Genomic DNA, 22,839 nt, shown 5'->3' with positions numbered 1-22,839 from the left:
GATGGCGATGCTGGGCAAGCGGCGCCCACCGCGTGCCGCCACAAATCGTGTGCGTCGGGAAAGCGGGGCGAACGCGCCGCGCGGTGACGAGGCGGCAGATACGTTGACCATCGAGCGGCTGGCGCATGATGGTCGTGGCGTGGCTCGCGACCCGCAGGGCAAGACGGTGTTCGTCGATCAGGCGCTCCCCGGCGAGCGCGTGCGCATCGCCGTGCATCGTCAGCGCAAGCGCTTCGACGAGGCACATGTCGTCGAGTGTCTCGAACCCTCTCCACAGCGGGTGACACCGCCTTGTGCGTACTATGGGCGTTGCGGCGGTTGTGATTTGCAGCACCTGGCGCTCGAGGATCAGCGCACCCACAAGCAGCGTACGCTCGAGGAACTGTTCGCGCGTCAGGGGCTCGGCCTCCCCGAGGTGCAGCGCTTGGCCGGCGAGGGCTTGGGCTATCGGCGTCGCGCGCGTCTGGGGGTCAAATGCGATGCCCAGGGCTCGCCGCACCTCGGCTTTCGTGCCCGGGGCAGTGAGCATTTGATCGATATCGACACGTGTGTGGTGCTCGAGCCCATGCTGGCGGACTTGATCGCCCCGCTACGCGAATGCCTGGCCACGCTAGAGGCGCCGCGACGCGTCGGCCACATCGAACTGCTCGCCACCGCCGAAGGCGCCTGCGTGGTGATACGTCAATTGCGCGATGTGCCCGGTGACGAAACGCGCTGGCAACGTTTCGCCGCCGAACGCGATATCACCCTGGTCTGGCAGGTGGGGCGCGACTCGCCTACGCAGCGCTGGTTGCACGCGCCGTTCGGCGAGACGCTGCACGTCACGCTGGCGCTGGATGACACCACCTTGCAACTGGGATGCGCGCCGGGCGATTTCCTGCAGATCAATGCCGAGGTCAATGCTCGACTGGTGCGCACGGCGCTACGTTGGCTTGCACCACAGGGGCACGAACGCGTGCTCGACCTGTTCGCCGGCGTGGGCAATTTCACCCTGGCGTTATCGCCGCATGTGGCCGCGATCAGCGGCATCGAAGGCAGCTCGGCGATGGTCGAGCGCCTGGCCGACAACGCGCGCCGCGCCGGTTTGCACCATGTCGAGGCACATCAGGCCGATCTGGCTACGCGGATGCCCGATGTCGATGGTATCGATTGGGTAATGCTCGACCCACCGCGTGGCGGTGCCGAAGCGCTGTGCCGGTCGCTTGCCGAGCATCCGGTAGAAAAGGTGCTGTATGTCTCGTGCGATCCTGCCGCGCTGGCGCGGGATACGGCACATCTTGTGCAAGGTGGCTATCGCATTGAACGTGCCGCGGTGGTGGATATGTTTCCGCACACCGCGCACTTGGAGTCCATGCTGTTGCTGACCCGCGAGATATCGCGTGGTCGGTCCATGTCCGCAGAAAGGGAAGATCATGGTCAAGGTCCGTGAAGACCAGCCGCTGACGCCGACCGGTGAGGTCGATATCGCATTGTGGTTGAAGCGCCTCCAGGACGATGTCGTATTGCGCGATGTCGAGGAGATGCGTGAGGCCTGCGAACTTGCTCGATATCTGGCCTATAACGCCGAGAAACCGCACCACAACTGGGCCGAGCCGGGATCGAGCTTTCGCACCGGCCTGGAAATGGCCGATATTCTCGGTGAACTCAAGCTCGATCAGTCGATTCTCGAGGCAGCGGTACTCTACCGCGTGGTGCGCGAGGGATTGATCACGCAGGAAGCCATCGAGAAGCGCTTCGGCTCGGAAGTCGCGTCGCTGATCGACGGCGTGCTGCACATGGCGGCGATCAGCCAACTGCAAGCGCCGCGCCAGGGGTTGTCGCAGCACAATCAGCAGGAAAACCTGCGCAAGATGCTGGTGGCGATGGTCGACGATGTGCGCGTCGCCCTGATCAAGATCGCCGAGCGTACCTGTGCGCTGCGCATGGTGCGCGACGCGCCGCGCGACAAGCGTCTGCGCGTCGCGCGTGAGGTCTTCGACATCTACGCGCCGTTGGCCCACCGCCTGGGTATCGGGCAGCTCAAGTGGGAACTCGAGGACTTATCGTTCCGCTATCTGCAGGAGAGCGACTACAAGGCCATCGCCAAACAATTGGCCGAGAAGCGCCTCGACCGTGACCGCTACATCCATGACGTGGTGGAAACCCTCAAGGGATTGCTCGATCAGCAAGGCATCAAGCAATACGATATCGACGGCCGCGCCAAGCATATCTATTCGATCTGGCGCAAGATGCAGCGCAAGCACATCGATTTCTCGCAGGTCTACGACGTGCGTGCGGTGCGCATTCTGGTGCCGGAAGTCGCTGACTGCTACACCGCACTGGGGATCGTACATTCGAGCTGGCATCACGTGCCGCATGAATTCGACGATTACATCGCTAATCCCAAGCGCAATGGCTACCAATCGCTGCACACGGCGGTGATCGGCCCCGAAAACAAGGTGCTGGAAATCCAGATCCGCACCTTCGCCATGCACGAGGAGGCCGAACTCGGCGTCTGTGCCCACTGGCGTTACAAGGGCCACGATGTCGACTCGAAAAGCCGCAGCTACGAGGAGAAGATCGCCTGGTTGCGCCAGGTGCTCGAATGGCAGGAAGAAGTCGGTGAGTTGGGCGACTTGAGCGAGGGACTCACCAGCGATGTGGCGCCGGACCGTATCTACGTCTTTACACCGGATGGCCATGTCATCGACATGCCCAAGATCGCCACACCCATCGACTTCGCCTATCGCGTGCACACCGAGATCGGCCATCTTTGCCGGGGCGCCAAGGTCGACGGCCGCATCGTGCCGTTGACCTATCAGCTCGAAACCGGGCAGCAGGTCGAGATCCTCACCGCGACCAAGGGCGGGCCGAGCCGTGACTGGCTCAACCCTAACCTGGGCTTCGTCAGGACCTCGCGGGCGCGGGCCAAGATCCAGGCATGGTTCAAGTACCAGGCGCGCAGCCAGAATATCGAAGAAGGGCGCACGTTGTTCGAGAAGGCGTTTCGGCGCCTGGACATCGAGGGCGTGGACTTCGACGCCCTGGCGCAGGCCGTCAATTACCAGACGGTCGACGATATGTATGCCGCCATCGGCGGCGGCGATCTACGCATCGGGCAAGTGCTGCACCAGGCGCAGCAACTCTTCGGTGACACCGACGATCAGGAACAGCTCGATCGCCTGCTGGCCAAGCCGCGGCGCTCGTCGCGGGAGGCGGTGGACGACATCACCGTGCTGGGTGTCGGCAACCTCAAGACCTCGATGGCCAATTGCTGCCACCCGGTACCCGGCGATCAGATCGTCGGTTATATCACCCAGGGGCGCGGCGTGACCATCCACCGTCAGGATTGCCCCAATATCCTGCAACTGCGTGCCGAGGAGCCGCGCCGCATCGTCGATGTCGAGTGGGGCAACGCCAGCGCTCAGTACCCGGTGGATATCGAGATCGAAGCCTGGGACCGCTCGGGATTGCTGCGTGATGTCACGCACATACTCACCGGCGATCGCATCAACGTGCTGTCGGTCAATACGCTCACCGACAAGCATGACAACCTGGCGCGCATGAAGATCACCCTGGAAGTCGATGGCCTCGAGGCCCTGGAGCGCATCTTTTCGCGGATTCAGCAACTGCCCAACGTCATCGACGTCAAGCGGCTGCGCAGTGGAGGAGGCAAGACGGCATGAGCGAGGCATCCACGCGTTACGGGCTCGACGATCTTTTGACGTTGATGGCGGTGTTGCGGGACACCGATCAAGGTTGCCCCTGGGACGTCAAACAGGACTGGGACAGCATCGTCCCGCACACCCTGGAAGAGTCCTACGAGGTGGCCGATGCCATCGAGCGCCGCGCCTTCGACGAACTGCCCGGCGAGTTGGGTGACTTGCTGTTTCAGGTCGTCTATTACAGCCAGTTCGCGCGGGAGGAAGGGCGCTTCGATTTTCACGACGTCGTCGATGTGTTGACTGCCAAGATGGTGGCGCGTCATCCGCATGTATTTCCCGAGGGCACGCTTGACTCGCGGCGTCCCGCGGGCGTTTCCGCCGACGAGGTCGAAACGGCGGGCGTCAAGACGCGTTGGGAAGCTCTCAAGGCGCAGGAGCGCGAGACCCGCGAGGCGGTGTCGGTGCTGGATGACGTGCCACGCACGCTGCCGGCCCTGTCGCGTGGTGCCAAGCTCTCCAAGCGTGCCGCCCGGGTCGGCTTCGACTGGCCCGATGAGCGCGGCGTCTACGACAAGATCCGCGAAGAGCTGGCGGAAGTCGAGGAGGCCGCCGAGCAGCAGGATGCAGACCACGTGCGCGAGGAGATCGGCGACCTGCTGTTCGCCGTGACTAACCTGGCCAGGCGCTTCGATATCGACCCCGAGCGCGCGCTGCGCGAAGCCAATGGCAAGTTCGAGCGCCGCTTTCGTCATGTGGAGCGTGCGCTGGCGGAGCGGGGCGATTCCCTCGAGGCCTCGTCCCTCGACGAGATGGAGCGTCACTGGCAGGCCGCCAAGCGCCGTGAAACCTCGGCATCCTGAGGGGGAGCATCCGTTGTGGGTGTCGGCGTGCCCGGGTAATGTAGTCAAGACAACAATAGTCAAGACAACAACTTGCCATGTCGGCCACCGCGATGACCGGCACATCCACCACGGAGGGCATCATGAGTCACGACTTGCATGAATCGCTGCGCGACAACGTCCGCATCCTCGGCGATAGCCTGGGCCGCACCATCGCCGATGACCTGGGCGATGGCTTCGTCGACAAGATCGAGACCATTCGCCGCCTGGCCAAGCAAGGGCGTCAGGAAGACAGCGAAGGCCGCCGTGAATTGATCGAATACCTGCGCGCGCTGCCCGAGCAGGACTTGCTGCCGGTCACGCGTGCCTTCAACCAGTTTCTCAACTTCTCCAATATCGCCGAGCAGCACTATCGCGCGCGCTTTCGTCGCGTCGAGGACTACAAGCCCGGCACCCAGCCCGATCTCGGCGAACTGTTCGAACGCATTCGTAGCGCCGGCCATGCGCCGCGCAAGCTGGTCGAGACACTGGCCGCCATGCGTGTGGAACTGGTGCTCACCGCGCATCCCACCGAGGTCATCCGACGCACCCTGATCCGCAAATACGATTCCATAGACGAGTGCCTGAGCACCATGGAAGGCGCTACCGAGCGCGAGGAAATCGCCGGCCGTGCCCGGGGGCGGCTCGAGGAGTTGATCGGTCAGGCCTGGCACACCGACGAGATTCGCCACGAACGCCCGACCCCGGTGGATGAAGCCAAATGGGGCTTCGCGGTGATCGAAAACTCGCTGTGGCAGGCGGTGCCCGATTTTCATCGCGAGCTGGATGATCTATTGCTGGCCTCCGCCGGTGAGCGTTTGCCGCTGGACGCCGCACCGTTGCGCTTCGCCTCGTGGATGGGCGGCGACCGTGATGGCAATCCCAATGTCACCGGGCGGGTTACCGAGGAAGTGCTGCTGCTGGGCCGCTGGATGGCCGCCGATCTCTACGCGCGTGACCTTTTACGCCTCAAGTCCGAACTCTCGATGTGGAAGGCCAACGGCGCGCTGCGTGCCGAAGTCGGCAGTGATCCCGAGCCGTATCGGGCCTTGCTCAAGCGCTTGCTGGCACGGGTCGAGGCGACGCGCGACTGGGCCAAGGCGCGTCTCGATGGGCGTCCGTTCGACAGCGATATTCCCATCATCGAAACCCGCGATCAGCTCTATGCGCCGCTGCTGACCTGCTATCGCTCGTTGTGCGATATGGGCCTGGATACCATCGCCAACGGCAGCCTGCTGGATACCCTGCGACGTGTGGCGGTGTTCGGCGTCTCGCTCACCAAGCTGGATATCCGCCAGGAAGCCGGGCGTCATGCCCAGGTTTTCGACGAGCTCAGCGATTGTCTGGGCTTGGGTCACTACCTCGAGTGGGACGAAGACCAGCGTCAGGCCTTCCTCCTCGAGGAGCTGGCATCGCCACGCCCGCTGATTCCCCGGCGCTGGGATTGCTCGGCGGAAACCCGCGAGGTCATCGACACCTTCCGCGTCATCGCCCGCGAGCACCGCGAAGCGCTGGGTACTTATGTCATCTCCATGGCGGGGCAGCCGTCCGACGTGCTGGCGGTGGCGCTGTTGATGAAGGAAGTCGGCGGCGACATGCACCTGCCTATCGCACCGCTGTTCGAAACGCTCGACGATCTCAATCGCGCCGGCGATGTCATCCAGCGGTTGCTGTCATTGCCGGGGTACCGGCGCATGGCTGGCGATAACCAGGAAGTCATGATCGGTTATTCGGATTCGGCCAAGGACGCCGGTCAACTGGCCGCTGCCTGGGCCCAGTACCGCGCCCAGGAACAACTCGTCGGTATCTGCCGTGAACACGGCGTCGCATTGACGCTGTTCCATGGGCGTGGCGGTACCGTGGGACGCGGCGGCGGTCCGGCGCATGCGGCGATTCTCTCGCAGCCGCCGGGTTCGGTGAACGGCAGCTTGCGCGTCACCGAGCAGGGCGAAATGATCCGCTTCAAGTTCGGTCAGCCGGATATCGCCCTGCGCTCCATGGAGATCTACGCCTGTGCGGTGCTCGAAGCCACGTTGCTGCCGCCGCCCGACCCGGAACCGGTGTGGCGTGAGGAAATGGACCGCCTGGCCGATATCGCGCATCGCGCCTACGTCGGCGTGGTCCGCGAGGACCCCGACTTCGTGCCCTATTTCCGTTCGGTGACACCGGAAAGCGCGCTGGGCCGGCTGCCGCTGGGCTCGCGACCGGCGAAGCGACGCCAGGAGGGCGGGGTGGAATCGCTGCGGGCGATTCCCTGGATCTTCGCCTGGACCCAAACGCGGCTCATGCTGCCGGCCTGGCTGGGCAGTGGCGAGGCCTTCGCCACGCGTCTCGCCGAACCCGACGGCCGCGAGCGCCTGCGTGACATGCGCGCGCGCTGGCCGTTCTTCGGTACCTATCTGGACATGCTCGAAATGCTGCTGGCCAAAGCCGACCCGGACATCGCGGCGTATTACGAGCGTCGTCTGGTCGACGAGCCGGCGCTGCAAGCCCTGGGCAAGTCGCTGCGCGAGCGTCTGGCGCATCTGCACACGGCGCTGCTGGATATCCTCGATCAGGATGAACTACTCGAGCACACGCCACTGATTCGCCAGGCCATCGAGGTGCGCAACCCCTATATCGACCCCTTGCATGGCCTGCAGGCGGAGCTCCTGCAGCGTAACCGCGACGCCGACGGCGCGATCAGTCCCGAGCTATCGCGGGCGTTGATGGTGACCATGGCGGGGATCGCGGCGGGCCTGCGTAATACCGGATGATGGCGGTTTCTGCTTGCGCCGGGCGCTGGTCATGACGGGCGCGCGGGCGTCAGTAGCGCCCGGGTGAGCATGCCACCGACGAGACCCCAGAACGCGGCACCGACACCCAGTAGCGTCACCCCCGAGGCGGTGATGAGAAAGGTGACCAGCGCCGCGTCGCGCTGGCTGTCGTCGTGCAGGGCGTTGTGCAGGCTACCGCCGATGGTGGTCAACAGCGCCAGCCCTGCGATGGCCAGTACCAAAGGGCTGGGCAGGGCGGCGAACAGCGTACCGATGGAGCCGCCGAAGACTCCCGCCAGCAAGTAGAAGGCCCCCGCGCAAGCGGCGGCCATGTAGCGCCGCCCGGGATCGGGATGCGCTTCAGGCCCCATGCAGATGGCAGCGGTGATCGCCGCCAGGCAGATCGAGAAACCGCCGAGTGGTGCCAATATCAGCGTCGCCAATCCCGTGCAGGCGATCAGCGGCGACAACGGGGGCGTATAGCCTGCTGCGCGTAACGTGGCCACCCCCGGCGCGTTCTGGGACGCCATGCTGACCACGAACAGCGGAATACCTATGCCGATCAGCGACGACAACGTAAAGCGCGGCATGATCGGTTCGGGCATGTCGATGGCCAGCGTGACACGCGTCGTGTCGATGCCGCCTTGCAGCCCGGCGACGGCCAACCCGGCCAGAAGCACACCGAGTACCGCGTAGCGAGGGCAATAGCGCCGCCCCAGCAGATACGCAATGCACATGGCGCCCACCAGGCTGACATTATCCTCGAGAGAGGCAAAGGCCTCGAGCCCGAAGCGCAGCAATACCCCGCCGAGCATGGCGGCGGCGAGGGCGTGGGGTATGCGCTCCATGAGCCGTGCGAAGATTCCCGTGACCCCGCATAGCACCATCAGCGCGCCCGAGAACAGGAACACGCCGATGGCCTCGGCGAGTGTGTAGTCGCCGAGGCTCGTGGCCAGTAACGCCGCGCCGGGAGTCGACCATGCGGTAAGTACCGGCACGCGATAGTAAAGCGACAACCCCAGCGACGTGACGCCCATGCCCAACCCCAGCGTGCTCAGCCAGCCGCCGATCTGTGCAGGGCTCGCGCCGGCAGCCTCGGCCGCCTGAAAGACGATCACCGCCGAACTGGCGTAGCTCACCAGCACGGCCACGAACCCCGCCACGCTCGCCGAGACGGAAAGGTCGCGTAGAAAAAAAGGCTGACGCATGGTGGCTCCTTGCCCAGTCAGACGGCTGATTTTGGCATGTTGTGCGTTATAACGCACGATAGCAGCGCCGACGATGACGTACAATTAACCCACGGTGCAGGCCTTGTCTGAAAAGTCGACGAGCGATGATCAGGCAAGGCAAAAATCGGCGAAAAGACGGAGTTTACGGTGGTAAATGAGTACTTTGAGCCAATTTTTAACGCAGCATGGTCGAGCGCAGACACTTTTCGGACAGTGCCTAGTCATTCCAAGGACGGTTTAGAGGAGGAGGTCACGGACATGCAGGAACCCACACCGCACATCGCCGCGACGCTCAAGACGCTGCGTGCCGCGCAAGGCTGGAGTCTCGATAGGGCTGCGCAGGCGACGGGGGTCAGCAAGGCGATGCTGGGGCAGATCGAGCGCGGCGAGTCGAGCCCCACCGTGGCGACGTTATGGAAAATCTCGGGCGGATTCCGCGTGTCGTTCTCGCAGTTCTTCGAGCAGGCCTCGGTTGAGGGCAGCCCGCCTGACGATGCTGCCACCATGGTATTGGAAGACGCCGCCGCTGGCATTACGGTGACGCCGCTCTTCGCCTTCGACCCCGAACTACGCTTCGAAATGTTCCTGATCGAACTGGCGCCGGGAGCATGCAGCGAGTCATCTCCCCACGAACCTGGCGTGGTCGAACATGTCGTGGTGCTTGAAGGGGCACTTGAACTGGGCCTCGAAGGGCAGTGGAGCGCGCTTGGCACCGGCGAGGCACGACGCTTTACCGCCGACCGTGAGCATGGCTATCGCAACCCCGACCAACGCACCGCGCGCTTTCACTGCGTGATTCATTACCCGCAGGTCTAGTCCAGGGTTGTTGCGCCGCGCGGTGGTAAGCCGGTGCGAGGGTCATTCGTCATGGAAGACGAATGTAGCGCCCAGGGAAGGGTTTACAGCGCCCTCGCAAAGGCTTACCACCGACGTGCTATTTACGGATGTTCTTTAAGGCCTCGGGCCGATATTTCTCCAGCAGTGCCCAGAGGATGGCCGTGCTCTGCGTATCGGGAAAACCCTCATGGCGTATCGGCCGAAAGTGCATCTGAAAGGCACGCAAGGTGTCGTGGGTGAGTGAATCGAATGTTCCCGTGATACGCACCGGATAACCGTAAGCTGCGAGTGCACGCTGAAATTGCGCCAGGCTCGGCGGATGCTGCGTGAAGTATGCTTGATAAGCCGCGACGCGGTCGGTGTCAGGCCAGGCGCCGATGCCTGCGCGATAAAGCCGATACCAGGGAAAACGCGGGCCGGGGTCGATCTTGCGCTGCGGGGCGACGTCGGCGTGGCCCACGACATCCACAGGGTCGATGTCGTGGCGCGCGATGATGTCGCGTGCCACGGCGATGAGCGTGTCGATCTGTTGCGCGGGATAGGGTGTCCAGGTGCGTCCATGGGGCATGTCGCGCGGCCCACGATTGACGATCTCGATACCGATGGAGGTGTCATTGAGGTTCGCACGCGAGCCCCAGGCGCTGGCCCCGGCATGCCAGGCGCGCCGCGATTCATCGACCAGTTGATAGACCGTCGGCGTTGAGTCGTGCGTCACTAGATAGTGCGAACTTACATGCGGTCCGGTCAGGGTGTGAAGCGACCGCCGTGCATTACTGTCGGTGTAATGCAGCACCAAGTGGCGCACGCGGCTGCTCTGGGCGGTGGACTGATAACGATGATCGACCTGATAGCCGTGGCGTGATTCCAACATCGGCGTACCGCTGCACGCTGTCAGCGCAAGCAGGCAGACGGCAACAACGCAGGCCATCGGAAGGCAGGGCACGGGGAGCCGCCATTGCGCTTGGTGCACATGGAAGCGTGGCGTCGGCATGGCGGCGTCTCCGGCGTTGACGTATTACAGGACTACAAGGCGGTATACCAATGGGCGATCAGTATGCCCAGCGTAAGCGTCAACGAGAAGCTCAGCATGGTGCCCAGCAGGACGTACGGCTCCGGAGCAGAAAGTCACCGGCCAGGTGCGCGATCAGTAACAGCAATAGCGTGGTCAAGGGAGAATCGATCATCGCGGAGCCTCCATGATGGCGGTGATGCGCCGATCGAGATGCGTGAGATAGTCGTCGATCAGCGACCAACGCGCGGCGTGCAGACGTTGATGGATGGTCGATTGCGCGCGCCCAAGGCGTTTGGCCAGAGCCTGCTGTGTTTCGCCGTGTTGCAACTGCCAGTACATCACCTCGGCGGCGTTATGGGTCCAGCCCTGGATGACGTCATCGGCGAAGCGGGTCAACAGGGCCAGGGTGTCATCGGGTTGGGGCAATGACAGCGCAAAGCGTGTATCGCCCTCACTCAAGGCGTCCAGGGTCTGGCCCGAGCGCACATAGACCTCGCCATTGGCAGACGCGAAACGCCCCGCCTCGGGTAAATCCCCCCAGCCGACGGCCACTGCGATGCGGGCGTCCCAAGTCTCGCGGCGCGAAGGCGAGTGACGTATCAACGCTGCACGGGTCAGTACGGCGGCCGTCATGGTCTGCGCGGGCGAGCTCAAGGCGACTTGAAAGCCATCGCCTCGATAGCGGTCCACGCATGCCCCGTATTGCGATTCGAGGAGCCCTAGTACGCTCTCGAGCGCTTGATCGAGCTGCATGTGGTCATTGATACGGCGTGACCCGACGATGTCGCCGGTCAGTACGCCGAGTGAGTTCTCATTCATGCTTATTTATCGCCTTTTAATGCGGTATATGGCAATAATAGTAGAATAATTCTATAAATGCATATAATCGCAAAATAATACGATTTATAAGCTGACTAGCTCGATATCATCAATGCTGTAATTATATACAGTAATTGAGGCATACAAACCCCGCAAGGTACCACCGTGCCGGGTGTACCTTGCGGGGTTTTGATCATGGCGCTATCCGGCGTGAGCTTCAAGCGCCTCGGTGGGGGACGAAAGCATGCGCGCCTGGGTGGTGTTGCGGCCTTGGGCCTTGCAGGCGTAAAGGGCTTCATCGGCGCAGGCAATCATGGCATCGATATCCGCGCTGACGCCGGGTGGGCTGGTCACGACCCCCACACTGACGGTCACGACATCGGCGGTGGGCGAGTACTCATGCGGGATAGCCATGGCCTGGATCATGCCACGCATGGCGTCGGCCAGGCGCCAGGCCTCTTGACTGGGAGTGTCGATGAGCAAGACGAGAAATTCCTCGCCGCCCAGACGCACGACGATATCCGTTTCACGGCGGAAGGTATCGCGCAATACGCCGGAGATCTGCACCAGGCATTCATCGCCGGCAGGATGGCCATAATAGTCGTTATAAGGCTTGAAATGGTCGACATCCATCATCAGCACCGACACCGTACAGTCGAGACGACGCGTCAGCGGTAGAGCGACATCGAGACGATTTTCCAGCATGCGGCGATTGCCCAGTTTCGTGAGCGGATCGATCAGCGATTGTTCCAGCAACTGGGCATTGTGTGTCTTGAGCTCTTCGACCAGATGCTGAAACTGGCGTGCCAGCTCGCCGACTTCATCGTGGCGCTCGGTGAGGTAGGTCGTCATCATGAGGTGGGTATTGTCACCTTCATGAAGCCGACGAGCATGCTCCGAGAGCCTCCGCATGGGGTGCAAAAGGTCTCGGTCGATTCTCAGCAGCACCCAACCTGCAGTCAGTGATACCAGTAGTAGCAGCGCGATGACCTTTATAGGCCAGGGCCAGTGCGCTCCACCGACTCCCCAACCGAACAGGCCACTGGCCATGAAGGCCGGCACACACAGGCGTGCCCATCGCCTTTTGAAGATAAGTGTATGTTTTCCCTGCATCGATATTATAGACATTCGTATCCATGCCGTTTTTATGAAGCGTTTAGTCTAAACAGTTAGGTAATGTAAATAAAGTTATCTCATAAGTAAAACAGAATTAATTATTATTAGTTGATTTGGATCAAATTTAAACAAGCGTTTGATGGCGGCGGCATATCATATGGAAGATTGAAGTTAAGATTTACTTTTAAAGTATCGGTTCAATCGCGTGGTAATGAAGGGGGGAGTGGAGAGGCCACTGAAGACAAGCCTTGCGTAATACACTCGGCTCGACATGGCGTGAAGCTCAGCGCATAAAAAGCCCCACTCCTGGGGAGCGGGGCAATAAAACGTCAGCTAGTCAAGACGCGTTGCTTAGAAGTTGAGACCGAAGTTGGTCTGCAGGCTGGTGTGCCAGCCATCATCGACTGGTGAACCGAAGTAGTTGAGCCCGTTCTTGTTGGAGACGACACTGAACCAGGCGTAGTAAGGGCCGGCGGTAACCTTCATGCCTAGATCGTTGAGCATCGGGTCGTCGACATCACCGAAACCACCGTTAACCGGGGAATAATCCCCTTCCGGGCTGATATAGCTGAAGTCGTTGTAGAAGTAGACATTATCGATGTCACCCCAGTCGACGTTCATGCTGTAGCCCACGCTGGCGGAATACATCTGACCTTCGGCGGGGATCAGGTAATTGAAACCGAACGCACCGATCTGCATCACGTCGTCGGAGATACCACTGGCTGACTCAGGCGAGTTCTCGGCATCATATTCGTAGGCGGTGGCCTGCAGTTGCGTCAGCCAGTTGCCATAGCTGCCGTTGAGGCCCACGGCGGCCTGCCAGTTGCTGCCACTGTCGTTGGTGTTCTTGTTGTAGAGCTGACCACCCTTGGCCGAGAAGTTGATCTCGGTGGTGTAGTCGGTGCCCTGGCCGAAGGTGTAAGCGACACGGCCGGCAAGCTGGTTCTCGGCGGTATTGCCTTGAGGACTTTCACCCACCGGGTTAGCGCCGTAGTGCTCGTTGCCATCTCCCAACTGGTCGCTCTTGAAGAAGGCCAGCGAGGTGTCCCAGGCGCCCTGGGTATGATCCCACTTGATACCGGCGTTCTGGTTGTCGTTGAAACCGGCCAGGTAAGGCAGGTTGCCGTACCAGCCCAGGTAGCCGTAATCCATGTTGCCGAACGGCGTCTGGACCAGGCCCACCTTGACGGTGTCGTTATCGCTGGCCTGATACCCCATCCAGCCCTTCTTGAGGAACTGATTGCCGTCGTAGAAACGGTACTCGAACGAGTAGAGGAAGTTGCCTTGTTGGCCGTCGATACCGAGCACGAACTTGCCGAAGTCCATGTCCCCGGCGGTGTCCTTGCTAGGCTCGCTCCAGTCATCGTAGGTGCCCTTCAACTGGAGCGTACCGCTGAACTGAGTATTCTGGATCGATTCGATCAGAGAGCTGTTTTCCTCGGCGAGGTCACGCGTCTGCGAACTTTCCTGGCTGCTGTCGGCGGATGTGGTCGACTGCTGGGCGTCGAGTTGCTGCTCCATGCGCTCTACTTGCGCGCGCAGGGCATCCAACTGACGTTGCATGGCCTCGGTGTCTTGTTGTGCCAATGCCGGTGCAGCAAAAGCCAGTGTGCCGGTAACGCCCATGGCGAGGCCGGCTGCCTTGAATGATAGTTGTGCCACTTTATTTTCTCCGTTTCCTGCTTAGGGTCGTGAGTCGTCGGATGGGCTGGGTCGCCCTTGCGAACTGACGCCTGGGAAACGCTGAACCGCGCGCTCTCAATGAGCACACAACACCATGCCAAGCACGAAGACGCGTCCATCTTGAAACGAGGACGGTTCCCATGCTTCGTGAGCCATGCGTTGGATTTGGTTCAGGCGTTCCCTGATTGCTTTTCTTTTCGTTATGACACGTAGCATACCTAAATCTTGCCATCACATAAACAGGTGTTATGAAATGGCTGGGAATCCCCGTGTGAACGCTTATGGAGGGCGTGACAGGCATTTCGCAAGAGGGGACAAGCTGCTGAGCGGCCATCTGTTGGGGGCAGTTCAGCTCGTGTTTTTGTGATCGTTCGCGGCATCATAAAAACGCCATGGCCGTATTCGACCATGGCGTAATATTCCGCGCTCCCTTGGCGTCTTCCTGACGCACCGGTACTTTGCCGGTTCCCGTGAGCCTCCTCGCTCAGCATGCCTCCCTGACGCGCTTAACGACAGTGTCCCTTGTCTGACAAGCAATGGCTTGCTTGACCATTGATTGTCGCCCCCCGTTGTAATCCGTCTTCATGACAATGTCGCGTCGCGGATGTGACGTTTTCATGGCGACTTTTGATAGCCGCTTCCGATGGCCACTTCCGATGGCCACTTCCGATGGCCACTTCCGATGGCCACTTCTGTTAGTATCTCGCTCTTTTCATACAACACACTCAACGGGAACACGGCAATGAACGCGGTTATTCTGGCCGTTCTGGTCATGGTAGGGCTCGCCTTGGCGCGAGTATCGGTAGTGTTTGCGCTTATCGTGGGGGCCTTGGTGGGCGGTATGGTCGGCGGTCTGGGGCTCGAGGACACGTTGGCCGCATTCAACGATGGTGTGGGAGGCGGCGCCAAGGTGGCGTTGGCCTACGCAACGCTGGGGGCGTTCGCGGTGGCGATTTCACGCTCAGGACTTCCTGACGTGTTGGCCCAGCGTTTGATTCGTCTGCTCGGGCACGAGGCGTCATATAAACGCCAATCGGCGGTGAAATACATCCTGCTCGTGGCGTTGCTATTGGTGGCGATTTCATCGCAGAACCTGATTCCCGTACATATTGCCTTCATTCCCATTCTGGTTCCCCCGCTACTCAAGATCATGAATCCCCTGCGTCTGGATCGACGCATGGTGGCGTGCGTGTTGACCTTTGGTCTGACGGCACCTTATATGCTGTTGCCGGTCGGGTTCGGGGCAATCTTCCTCAACGATATTCTATTGGCCAATATCAATTCGGCAGGCGAGGCTGTAGGGCTTGAAGTAACGCGTGGCATGGTGCCACTCGCCATGGGAATTCCGGTCGCCGGTATGGCACTGGGCCTTTTAGTGGCCGTGTTCTATTCCTATCGCAAGCCGCGTGATTATGAAGCGCGCGATGTCGTTGCTAGCAACGCCCCACATCACGCTAGTGAAGTCGCTCTGCATACACGTGGGTTGGTGATGGCCGTCGTGGCCATCGTCGCTGCCTTGTCGATTCAATTGTATAGCGGCTCGATGATCATGGGCGGGCTCGTAGGTTTTGCCCTGCTATCTTTGGGTGGCATCTTCAAGTGGCGAGAAGCCGATGATCTTTTCACCAGCGGAATGCGCATGATGGCACTGATTGGCTTCATCATGATCACGGCAGCGGGATTTGCCTCGGTCATGCAAGCCACGGGGGATATCGACACGCTGGTCGAAAACGCCTTCGCCATTATCGGTGACAATCAAGGGCTCGCAGCGTTGATCATGTTGTTGGTCGGTTTGTTCATCACACTGGGGATCGGCTCGTCATTCTCGACGATTCCCATCATCGCCGCGATCTACGTCCCGCTGGCCATGCAATTCGGTTTCTCGCCCATGGCCACGGTGGCCCTGGTGGGCACCGCCGCCGCGTTGGGCGATGCCGGCTCGCCGGCATCCGATTCGACGCTGGGGCCGACCTCAGGACTCAATGTCGACCGCCAGCACGATCATATCTGGGACTCGGTCGTCCCCACTTTCATTCATTACAATATCCCGCTCATCGTGTTCGGGTGGTTGGCGGCAATGTGGCTTTAAATGGCGCCGGTCTCTTTTAAGAGGGGGCGTGATGGTGTCGCCGAGCTTGCTTGAAAGCGCATTAAAGGCATCTTGGAAGGCCCGAGGTTGCGACAGGTTAAATAAAAAAATAAAGACGGGACTTGGCAATAAGCGAATAAGTAGCGATAATACGAGCGCATCCCAACTGTCTAGAGGTAAAGAATGTCTCTTTTGAGCGAGTACATGAAAAAGGAACAGCTGCTAAAGCAACTCAGCGAAGAGTTGCAGCAGTTGGAAAAGGACCAGCGCCTGACGACTGAGCTGGAATTCAAGGAAAAGCTCGAAGCCTTGATGAAAGAATACGACAAGTCGCCTGCTGCCGTGATCGAACTGCTCGATCCACAGCCGACTTCTTCTTCCGCGTCGTCTTCTCAGGCGAACACTGGCGGGCGCCGCAAGCGTAAGCTGAAGATCTACAAGAACCCCAACACCGGTGAAGTGGTGGAAACACGGGGTGGTAATCAAAAGACGCTCAAGGCGTGGAAAGACGAGTACGGCAACGACACCGTCGAGTCCTGGTTGGTACGCGTCGAGGAGTGAGCGTCTTTGCGGATAAGCGCTTTCCAGTGAAAGCGCGCTAAGTACGCCAAGCCGTACTGTCTGGAAAAGGCTGATGCTTTAGAGCATCAGCCTTTTTTTATTTGCTCCTGGACGAGCTGGCGAGCTAATGAATCGTCAAGAGGGGGATACCCAGTTCGAAAGTCTCGAGCTGTGAATGTGACGACGAACTGTCCAACCACGTGACGACGACGGGCTCACCACTCAACCATTCATCATGTGTCGGTAACCATTCATAAAGTAGATAAGCAAATGCGCCAGTGATGTTCTCCCTCCCCGCCACACGCATCTTGACCTGCCGTCTGGCAGGAATGCGGACCTGCCTAAATGCCATTGCCGGAGGTGTCATACAGTCGCCTTCGACCTTGAAACCGAAGTCGATACGCACCCTGCTAGCGGGCGTGATATTCGGATCGTCGTGATATACCCAGGTCCGCGAGACCTCACATCCTTTCAAATAAGGCTGCCATTGTTGCGCGTAGCGGCGCCATAAGCCGGGATGTTCGGTTACTGGTACATCGCCGTAATGGCGGGTCAAGAAATAGCGTGATTCTTCTCGTATCCCGATGCTCAGCGATTCGGGCGCGTGTCGAGGTGCCAAGTTGCGCAAGTGATCGTCGAAGCGGCGCCGATACTCGCTGGGAGAGACGCCGAAGTAGCCATGGAAGGCCCGCGTAAAAATGGCATGGCTGCGATATCCGCAACTGATGGCGACATCGAGCACCTGCATCGGCGTACGACATAACAGCAGGGCTGCGCGTTCCAAGCGTAGCGAGTCACGATAACGGCCGGGCGAAATGCCGAAGAAGCGGTTGAAGTTACGGCGTATCTGCGCTTCCGAATACCCGAGATAATTGGCCAGTTCACGGATCGATGGGCTATCGCCTGACCGTTCATGCAGCCATATCTCGGCAGCCCGCATGGTATTGAGGCTAGTCGATAACGATGTCTCATACGCTGCCATACATGCTTCCCCTTGGTTTTTTGCGTCTTACTTTGTAAGTCATTTCTGACTCAATCTGTAAATACCGAGATGATGATCAGAATTGCAAAGCCTAAAAGGATGAGAACCCTAATATGCAAAGAGTGTAAAGGATAGTACGAAATTCGGATAAAAAGGATGATTTATATAGAATATTTTGTGATTTAATCAATAGTTAAGTTTGTAGATTGCTTTCTAGTAAAGAAAGCGAAAGTGGCTCCCTTTATCTTAAAGAAAGGTGGGATGCTGGGGGTGTATACAGTTATTTCAAAGAATATATGTATAAAAAACAGCGTTCTATAGGATTTTTTAGGTAAAGTTAGCTGGCTAATAAGAAGAAAATAGTGTAAGGGGGCTGTCTTTTATTTTGGATATCTCCTGCGTAAATGAGACGAAATCTCATTCATTTGAAAGATGAGAGGCGGTCAAAGTGAGCAATATGAGGGTCAATGCTCTACCAGCCGCTACACGGAAAACCGTAGACAGTAAACGATAATTAATGGAGGTCGAGATGCTTGGGGAACTCAAGATACCGGCACTGACAACGGTCGTATTGGCACTGGTCCTGAGCGGTTGCAGTGGCAGTTCATCCGAGTCTCAACCCATGGATGGTGGCGCGGGCGATGGTCCTGACATGGGTGACAACAACGGCGGTGGCGACGGCAACAATGGCGGCGACGGCAACAATGGCGATGGTGGAGATAATTCCACAGCGGTCGAAGAGGTCGTTTCCGATACTGGCGATGGCACTACCGGTGTCGGCGATACCGTTGTCGGCGCGGGTGAGGCCATCTCGCAATCCGATGTCGGTGGCGCAGGCTTTGTCACTGATGGCGCCGGAAATGCCGTCGTCGATGTCGGGGAAGGTGTCAACAGTCTCAGTGATGGCCTACGTAATGGGGTCGGGGATCTGAGCGAGAATGACAATGCGCTAGGTACCACGCTCGGCGGCGCGACATCGACGGTGGGAGAAGTCGGTGAAGCGGTTTCCTCCGCCAGCACTATTGTCACGGGGTTGAATACCCTACCGGTCGTCGGCCAGGTCGACGAACGTACCAACCTGGTTTCGGGGGCCGGCGACACGGTCAACCAGCTTGGGGTGGCACTGAGCTCGACGGCGGGATCGCTGACGTCTTCCTTGACCGCCGAAGACGGCCACCTCAGCGGGCTGACCACCGAAGTGACGGGGGTCGTACGGCCATTGGTCACCAATCTCGAAGGCACCACGCAAACGCTGGGTGATGGACTTGGCGTCGGCCAACCCGTTGACGGCTTGCTGACATCGGTCGGGGGCGTCGTCACACAGCTCGGTGGCCGTGTCGGCGATCGTTCCGAAGCGTTAGGTGGCCTTGGCGGAACCCTGCAAGGCGTAGGCAATGCCGTGGCTGACCTGGGCGGCGTCGCGACCAACGGAGAAGGCGGTAATGGCGGTCTGCTCAGCGGTCTTACCGGTGGCGAAGGCGGCCTCCTCGGTGGTGTGACGGGCGGCAACGCCGATGGCGAAGGCGGTGGCCTGCTCAGCGGTCTTACCGGTGGTGAAGGCGGCCTCCTCGGTGGCGTGACCGGCGGTGGCGAAAACGGTGGTAGCCAAGGTCTGGTCGGCGGCCTCGTCGGTGGATTGACCGAGTCCACGGGCGGCTTGACCGGTGGTGGCTCGAGCGACGGCGGCGACAGCAGCAAAGGCCTCGTCGGCGGCTTGGTCGGCGGTGTGACTGATTCCGTCTCCGGCGTGACCGGTGGCCTGAGTGGCGGTGCCGGTTCGGACAATGGCGGCACCGATCAAGGTAGCGAGAGCAATGGTCTCGCAGGCGGCCTTCTTGGTGGACTGCTGGGAGGAGGCGAACGCTAATGCCCACTATCGCTCATCACTGAAGCGAACGTAGGCAAGGTGCCCTCATGGCCTGCCATGAGGGCACTCACGGTGCGCTGCACCGCCACGAGAGTCGCCATCGACACAATAACGAGCGGCTCCGACAAGACACACACAGGGAAGCTACAATATGCCGTCATTGCTGCGTCTTCGTCGCGACGAACGCCGTCGCCCGCTGTCTGAATCGCTGCTGGGTTGCCTGGCCATCGTGCTGATCGGCCACAGTGGTTCGCTCATGGCCGACGATGTCGTCCCCTCCTTCATCGATGAACGCTCGCCGACCGCCACGCGCGAGCAACAAGAGCAGCAGGAACGCCAACGTACACTGGACCTCAACGTACAGCAGCCGGATTCGGCACCGGGTGTGTCGGAGAATGCGCAGGTCAACGTCCGACATATCAATATCCGGGGCGGCTCGGTGTTTGAGCTCGATGAGCTGGCCGCGCCTCTCAAGTCGTTGGTGGGAGAAACGGTCACCGTCGGTCGTATCAACAAGGCCGTGAGGCGCATCACCGAGCGCTATCAGAACGCCGGCTACCCGATTTCTTATGCCTACCTGCCGGCGGATAACTTCGCCAACGGCAATGTCGAGGTGGTCGTGGTCGAAGGCTATATCGCCCGCGCCGAGCTGGATATCGACAACGATGCCGTGGCGGCTCGCGTTCAGCGCTTGATCGAGCGCATGGCCGAGGAGCGTCCGCTGCGCCGCGAGCGTTTCGAGCGCTATACCGCCCTGATCGAACGTATTCCCGGCGCCAGCCTGTCGGTCAACGTGCCGTTGCCGCGTACCATCAATGGCGCTACCACCGTGCGTGTCGAGGAGCGCGATATAAAGCGCGTCGACGCCGGGCTCTCCGTGAATTACGACGACGAGGACGACACCCAGACGTTGGCCAATATCGCCACTCAGGGCAATACGCGGCACGCCGAGCGTCTCTCGTTGGCCGGCCTGCTACCCGTGGACGATGACGACGAATACCTCGCCGCCGAATACAGCCAGGCACTGGGCAGCGACGGCCTGCGACTCAAGCTTTCGGCGACGCACTTCGACGGCGACGACGCCACCCAGTTGCGCGGTGTGCCCATCGAAGCGCGAGAAGACAAGGAACGCTATCGCTATCGTGCCGGACTCGAATATCCCATCGAATTGTCTCGCGAGACGCTATGGGAAGTCGGCGGCGCCGTCGAATATCTCGATGAAGACACTCAATATCGCTACACCAGCGAGAATGGCGAGAGCCGTGCCAATGAATCCCTGCGCTACGGCACCGCCGAGCTCAATACGCGTTACCGTCAGGTCAGCGACGACCGCCTCTGGGAAATCAGCGGCGACGTGCGCCAAGGGCTCGAAGTCGGCGGCAGCAAGAACGAGCTGACCATCGAGACGACCGGCGTTTCCCAGAGCGATGATGACCCGCTGCGTTACACCCGTCTGGGACTTCAGGGGCGCTGGGTAGAAGCGCTGGGTGAGCGTTGGCGTCTTACCACCCGCGCGGATGGCTTCTGGGCCGAGGACAGTCTGCCCGTGCCCGAACGCGGCAACTACGGCGGTACACGCTTCGGGCGCGGTTATCCGGATGGCCAGGCCGAAGGGGATTACGGCTACGCCGGCGAGATCGAAATGCGCTTTCTGCAAGCCGTGCCCTGGGGCTGGGTCAGCCGGGTCGAACCCTACCTGGTCGTCGACGGCGCGCGCACGCGCTTCCACGACAACGACATCGAATACAACCTCGCCTCGGCGGCCTTCGGCCTCGAATTCACCGACAACCGCTACTACCGGCTAGGCGTGGAATACGCACGTCCCATTGCCGAGGAAGACCTGGATACCGATAACCGCGACGGGCGCATCAATGCACGCGTCTCCTGGCAGTTCGATGGCGGCTAAAGCCGTCAATGAAGAAGGAAGCAGCAGTAAGAAGGGAGAGGGAAGAGGGAAGAGGGAAGAGGGAAGAGAGAAGAGAAAAGAAAGAAGAAGGAAGAGGTAAGTAGCAAGACAACACTTATCACACAATGCAGGGAAACCATCATGCGTATTTCATTGATCGATAAGTTCACCACCCTGACCCAACGCATCGCGGCGCAGGGTCACGCCAACAAGACACTCAATCAGGCGCGCTTTAAACGACAGCAAGGTGCTACGGCGATCGAGTACGCGATTATCGCGGGTGTCGTCGCGGTAGTCATTATCGCGGTTTTCAACGGCGATGAAGGCCTGCAAAACATATTTGGGGGCATTTTCGACAGCATTGCGCAAGCCGTTGGAACGGCGGAAAACCCTGATACTGAGTAAGGGCTAAACCATGTCTCCCAAGACCCTAAAAATCGTCGCGGTGCTGCTGGTGGCCTTGGCCCTGGGGTTGGGGTTCACCGGTTGGCGTTTGACCCAGCAGGCCGCGCCGCCACCGGTAGAGGAAAATGCCGTCGAGTCGGCTACCGAGACGCCGGATATGCGGCATCCCGCAGTGGTAGCCAGGCGGGATCTCAGCGAAGGCACGGAACTGGCGGCCGACGATGCGGTGGATGATGCCACGGGATCGCCGATGCTGGCGGTGGTGGATTTCCCCAATGCCTTGCCAAAGAGCTTCGCCGAGCGCGAGGCACTGGATGGGCGCGTGCTGACACGTCCTGTCGAGGCTGGCGAGGTGATTCGCGAAGGGGATTTTGCCCTGGGTAGCGTGTTGGCCAGCCAGATTCCGGCGGGCTACCGCGCCCTGGCTATCGGCGTTGACGATGTCATCGGTGGCGGCGGTTTCATCGCTCCCGGTGACCGAGTCGATGTGCTGTTTCAGGCGCGTGCCGCTGCATCCGGTGATAGTCGCGAAACGCTGGCGCGTCGTTTGCTCGACGATGTGCTGGTGCTCGGTTATGGCGAGCGTCTCGGTGATGCCTCTGCGCAGGACGAGGACGACGAGGGTCCCGGTCGACGCGGTGCACGTACCGCCGTGGTCGCCGTCGACGAATCGCAGGCTCCCAAGCTGCTACTGGCCGAAAGTACCGGTCGCCTGCGATTGGCCGTGGTCGGCAGTCGCGAGCGCGTCGATGCCTTGATGGCCAATCTCGTTACCGCGCCGGACGGGCAGGGCGACGACATGGTACTGGGCCTGTCCGACGCCAGCGGTGGCGAAACGTCACGCGAGGAAAGCGCGCGAGACGACGACGAACTGGCGCCGGCCGTCACCTATGCCGATATCGCCGCAGCCGACGACGATAACCAACAGCCTGCTGAACCGCGTCGCGCAACCCAGCAAACAAGCGGCCATCGCGTCGTGCAATTTGTCGGGGGCGAGCGTCGGGTGACCGAAACGCAACGTTAGGAACGGCCTTTAAAGCCGTCGGCACGATAAC

General features: G+C 60.4%; 17 protein-coding genes. 11 read left to right on the top strand and 6 right to left on the bottom strand.

Features of this window, described 5'->3' with window-relative positions:
- The first annotated feature begins 1 nt into the window (after nucleotide 1).
- The 4 genes from rlmD (at nucleotide 2) to ppc (ending at nucleotide 7,278) form a co-directional block, all read left to right on the top strand.
- Nucleotides 2–1,429 carry a 23S rRNA (uracil(1939)-C(5))-methyltransferase RlmD gene (gene rlmD, locus L1073_RS01125; protein WP_246896389.1) on the top strand — a complete coding sequence of 476 codons (1,428 nt, stop codon included), beginning with the start codon at nucleotides 2–4 and terminating at the stop codon, nucleotides 1,427–1,429.
- Nucleotides 1,413–3,665: a GTP diphosphokinase gene (gene relA, locus L1073_RS01120; RefSeq protein ID WP_246896388.1), complete on the top strand. Its 2,253-nt coding sequence runs from the start codon at nucleotides 1,413–1,415 to the stop codon at nucleotides 3,663–3,665. Before rlmD ends, relA begins: the two co-directional genes overlap by 17 nt.
- Nucleotides 3,662–4,504: a nucleoside triphosphate pyrophosphohydrolase gene (gene mazG, locus L1073_RS01115; protein WP_246896386.1), complete on the top strand. Its 843-nt coding sequence runs from the start codon at nucleotides 3,662–3,664 to the stop codon at nucleotides 4,502–4,504. Before relA ends, mazG begins: the two co-directional genes overlap by 4 nt.
- 122 nt (nucleotides 4,505–4,626) lie before the next feature.
- Nucleotides 4,627–7,278, top strand: a complete 2,652-nt coding sequence (gene ppc, locus L1073_RS01110; protein WP_246896385.1) for a phosphoenolpyruvate carboxylase — start codon at nucleotides 4,627–4,629, stop codon at nucleotides 7,276–7,278.
- Nucleotides 7,279–7,307: 29 nt separating this feature from the next.
- Here ppc and L1073_RS01105 read toward each other — a convergent pair whose 3' ends face one another.
- Entirely contained in the window at nucleotides 7,308–8,486 is a 1,179-nt protein-coding gene (locus tag L1073_RS01105; protein ID WP_246896384.1) for a benzoate/H(+) symporter BenE family transporter, read from the bottom strand.
- Between the two features lie 279 nt (nucleotides 8,487–8,765).
- Between L1073_RS01105 and L1073_RS01100 the strand changes: the two genes are divergently transcribed.
- The gene (locus tag L1073_RS01100) at nucleotides 8,766–9,323 is read left to right on the top strand and encodes a helix-turn-helix domain-containing protein (RefSeq protein ID WP_246896383.1); all 558 of its coding nucleotides are present in this window, start codon (nucleotides 8,766–8,768) and stop codon (nucleotides 9,321–9,323) included.
- A gap of 118 nt (nucleotides 9,324–9,441) precedes the next feature.
- Here the strand turns inward: L1073_RS01100 and L1073_RS01095 are convergent, their stop codons facing one another.
- The 4 genes from L1073_RS01095 to L1073_RS01080 all read right to left on the bottom strand — a co-directional run bounded on the left by L1073_RS01095 (nucleotide 9,442) and on the right by L1073_RS01080 (nucleotide 13,953).
- Nucleotides 9,442–10,335: an N-acetylmuramoyl-L-alanine amidase gene (locus L1073_RS01095; RefSeq protein WP_246896382.1), complete on the bottom strand. Its 894-nt coding sequence runs from the start codon at nucleotides 10,333–10,335 to the stop codon at nucleotides 9,442–9,444.
- Between the two features lie 189 nt (nucleotides 10,336–10,524).
- Nucleotides 10,525–11,175, bottom strand: coding sequence for a hypothetical protein (locus L1073_RS01090; RefSeq protein ID WP_246896381.1), 651 nt, complete (start codon nucleotides 11,173–11,175; stop codon nucleotides 10,525–10,527).
- A 201-nt stretch (nucleotides 11,176–11,376) separates the two neighbouring features.
- Nucleotides 11,377–12,225, bottom strand: coding sequence for a GGDEF domain-containing protein (locus tag L1073_RS01085; RefSeq protein WP_343322450.1), 849 nt, complete (start codon nucleotides 12,223–12,225; stop codon nucleotides 11,377–11,379).
- A 417-nt stretch (nucleotides 12,226–12,642) separates the two neighbouring features.
- A complete protein-coding gene (locus L1073_RS01080) occupies nucleotides 12,643–13,953 on the bottom strand; it encodes a hypothetical protein (protein ID WP_246896379.1) in 1,311 nt (436 codons plus the stop codon).
- A 763-nt stretch (nucleotides 13,954–14,716) separates the two neighbouring features.
- On the opposite strand from L1073_RS01080, the gene L1073_RS01075 reads away from it, so the two are divergent.
- Nucleotides 14,717–16,063 (top strand): Na+/H+ antiporter family protein, encoded by a 1,347-nt coding sequence (locus L1073_RS01075; RefSeq protein WP_246896377.1) that lies wholly within the window; start codon nucleotides 14,717–14,719, stop codon nucleotides 16,061–16,063.
- A gap of 183 nt (nucleotides 16,064–16,246) precedes the next feature.
- Nucleotides 16,247–16,624, top strand: a complete 378-nt coding sequence (locus tag L1073_RS01070; RefSeq protein ID WP_246896376.1) for a histone-like nucleoid-structuring protein, MvaT/MvaU family — start codon at nucleotides 16,247–16,249, stop codon at nucleotides 16,622–16,624.
- Nucleotides 16,625–16,748: 124 nt separating this feature from the next.
- Here L1073_RS01070 and L1073_RS01065 read toward each other — a convergent pair whose 3' ends face one another.
- The gene (locus L1073_RS01065; protein ID WP_246896375.1) at nucleotides 16,749–17,606 is read right to left on the bottom strand and encodes a helix-turn-helix domain-containing protein; all 858 of its coding nucleotides are present in this window, start codon (nucleotides 17,604–17,606) and stop codon (nucleotides 16,749–16,751) included.
- Nucleotides 17,607–18,135: 529 nt separating this feature from the next.
- Here L1073_RS01065 and L1073_RS17170 point away from each other — a divergent pair.
- The 4 genes from L1073_RS17170 to cpaB all read left to right on the top strand — a co-directional run bounded on the left by L1073_RS17170 (nucleotide 18,136) and on the right by cpaB (nucleotide 22,808).
- Nucleotides 18,136–19,473 (top strand): collagen-like triple helix repeat-containing protein, encoded by a 1,338-nt coding sequence (locus L1073_RS17170; protein ID WP_281505943.1) that lies wholly within the window; start codon nucleotides 18,136–18,138, stop codon nucleotides 19,471–19,473.
- A gap of 151 nt (nucleotides 19,474–19,624) precedes the next feature.
- A complete protein-coding gene (locus L1073_RS01055; RefSeq protein WP_246896373.1) occupies nucleotides 19,625–21,379 on the top strand; it encodes a ShlB/FhaC/HecB family hemolysin secretion/activation protein in 1,755 nt (584 codons plus the stop codon).
- A 141-nt stretch (nucleotides 21,380–21,520) separates the two neighbouring features.
- Entirely contained in the window at nucleotides 21,521–21,784 is a 264-nt protein-coding gene (locus tag L1073_RS01050) for a Flp family type IVb pilin (RefSeq protein WP_246896371.1), read from the top strand.
- A gap of 10 nt (nucleotides 21,785–21,794) precedes the next feature.
- Entirely contained in the window at nucleotides 21,795–22,808 is a 1,014-nt protein-coding gene (cpaB, locus tag L1073_RS01045; RefSeq protein ID WP_246896370.1) for a Flp pilus assembly protein CpaB, read from the top strand.
- Nucleotides 22,809–22,839 lie beyond the last annotated feature (31 nt).

The sequence above is a fragment of the Chromohalobacter nigrandesensis genome (genome assembly GCF_023061285.1).
Lineage (GTDB): Bacteria > Pseudomonadota > Gammaproteobacteria > Pseudomonadales > Halomonadaceae > Chromohalobacter > Chromohalobacter nigrandesensis.
The sequence above is the reverse complement of the archived record's forward strand: the minus strand, read 5'-3'. Positions and strand labels throughout refer to the sequence as shown.

Excerpts from the sequence above, each read along its gene's own strand:
- rlmD (WP_246896389.1), top strand. The coding sequence starts at position 2 with ATGGCGATGCTGGGCAAGCGGCGCCCACCGCGTGCCGCCACAAATCGT.
- relA (WP_246896388.1), top strand. The coding sequence starts at position 1,413 with ATGGTCAAGGTCCGTGAAGACCAGCCGCTGACGCCGACCGGTGAGGTC.
- mazG (WP_246896386.1), top strand. The coding sequence starts at position 3,662 with ATGAGCGAGGCATCCACGCGTTACGGGCTCGACGATCTTTTGACGTTG.
- ppc (WP_246896385.1), top strand. The coding sequence starts at position 4,627 with ATGAGTCACGACTTGCATGAATCGCTGCGCGACAACGTCCGCATCCTC.
- L1073_RS01105 (WP_246896384.1), bottom strand. The coding sequence starts at position 8,486 with ATGCGTCAGCCTTTTTTTCTACGCGACCTTTCCGTCTCGGCGAGCGTG.
- L1073_RS01100 (WP_246896383.1), top strand. The coding sequence starts at position 8,766 with ATGCAGGAACCCACACCGCACATCGCCGCGACGCTCAAGACGCTGCGT.
- L1073_RS01095 (WP_246896382.1), bottom strand. The coding sequence starts at position 10,335 with ATGCCGACGCCACGCTTCCATGTGCACCAAGCGCAATGGCGGCTCCCC.
- L1073_RS01090 (WP_246896381.1), bottom strand. The coding sequence starts at position 11,175 with ATGAATGAGAACTCACTCGGCGTACTGACCGGCGACATCGTCGGGTCA.
- L1073_RS01085 (WP_343322450.1), bottom strand. The coding sequence starts at position 12,225 with ATGGCCAGTGGCCTGTTCGGTTGGGGAGTCGGTGGAGCGCACTGGCCC.
- L1073_RS01075 (WP_246896377.1), top strand. The coding sequence starts at position 14,717 with ATGAACGCGGTTATTCTGGCCGTTCTGGTCATGGTAGGGCTCGCCTTG.
- L1073_RS01070 (WP_246896376.1), top strand. The coding sequence starts at position 16,247 with ATGTCTCTTTTGAGCGAGTACATGAAAAAGGAACAGCTGCTAAAGCAA.
- L1073_RS01065 (WP_246896375.1), bottom strand. The coding sequence starts at position 17,606 with ATGGCAGCGTATGAGACATCGTTATCGACTAGCCTCAATACCATGCGG.
- L1073_RS17170 (WP_281505943.1), top strand. The coding sequence starts at position 18,136 with ATGCTTGGGGAACTCAAGATACCGGCACTGACAACGGTCGTATTGGCA.
- L1073_RS01055 (WP_246896373.1), top strand. The coding sequence starts at position 19,625 with ATGCCGTCATTGCTGCGTCTTCGTCGCGACGAACGCCGTCGCCCGCTG.
- L1073_RS01050 (WP_246896371.1), top strand. The coding sequence starts at position 21,521 with ATGCGTATTTCATTGATCGATAAGTTCACCACCCTGACCCAACGCATC.
- cpaB (WP_246896370.1), top strand. The coding sequence starts at position 21,795 with ATGTCTCCCAAGACCCTAAAAATCGTCGCGGTGCTGCTGGTGGCCTTG.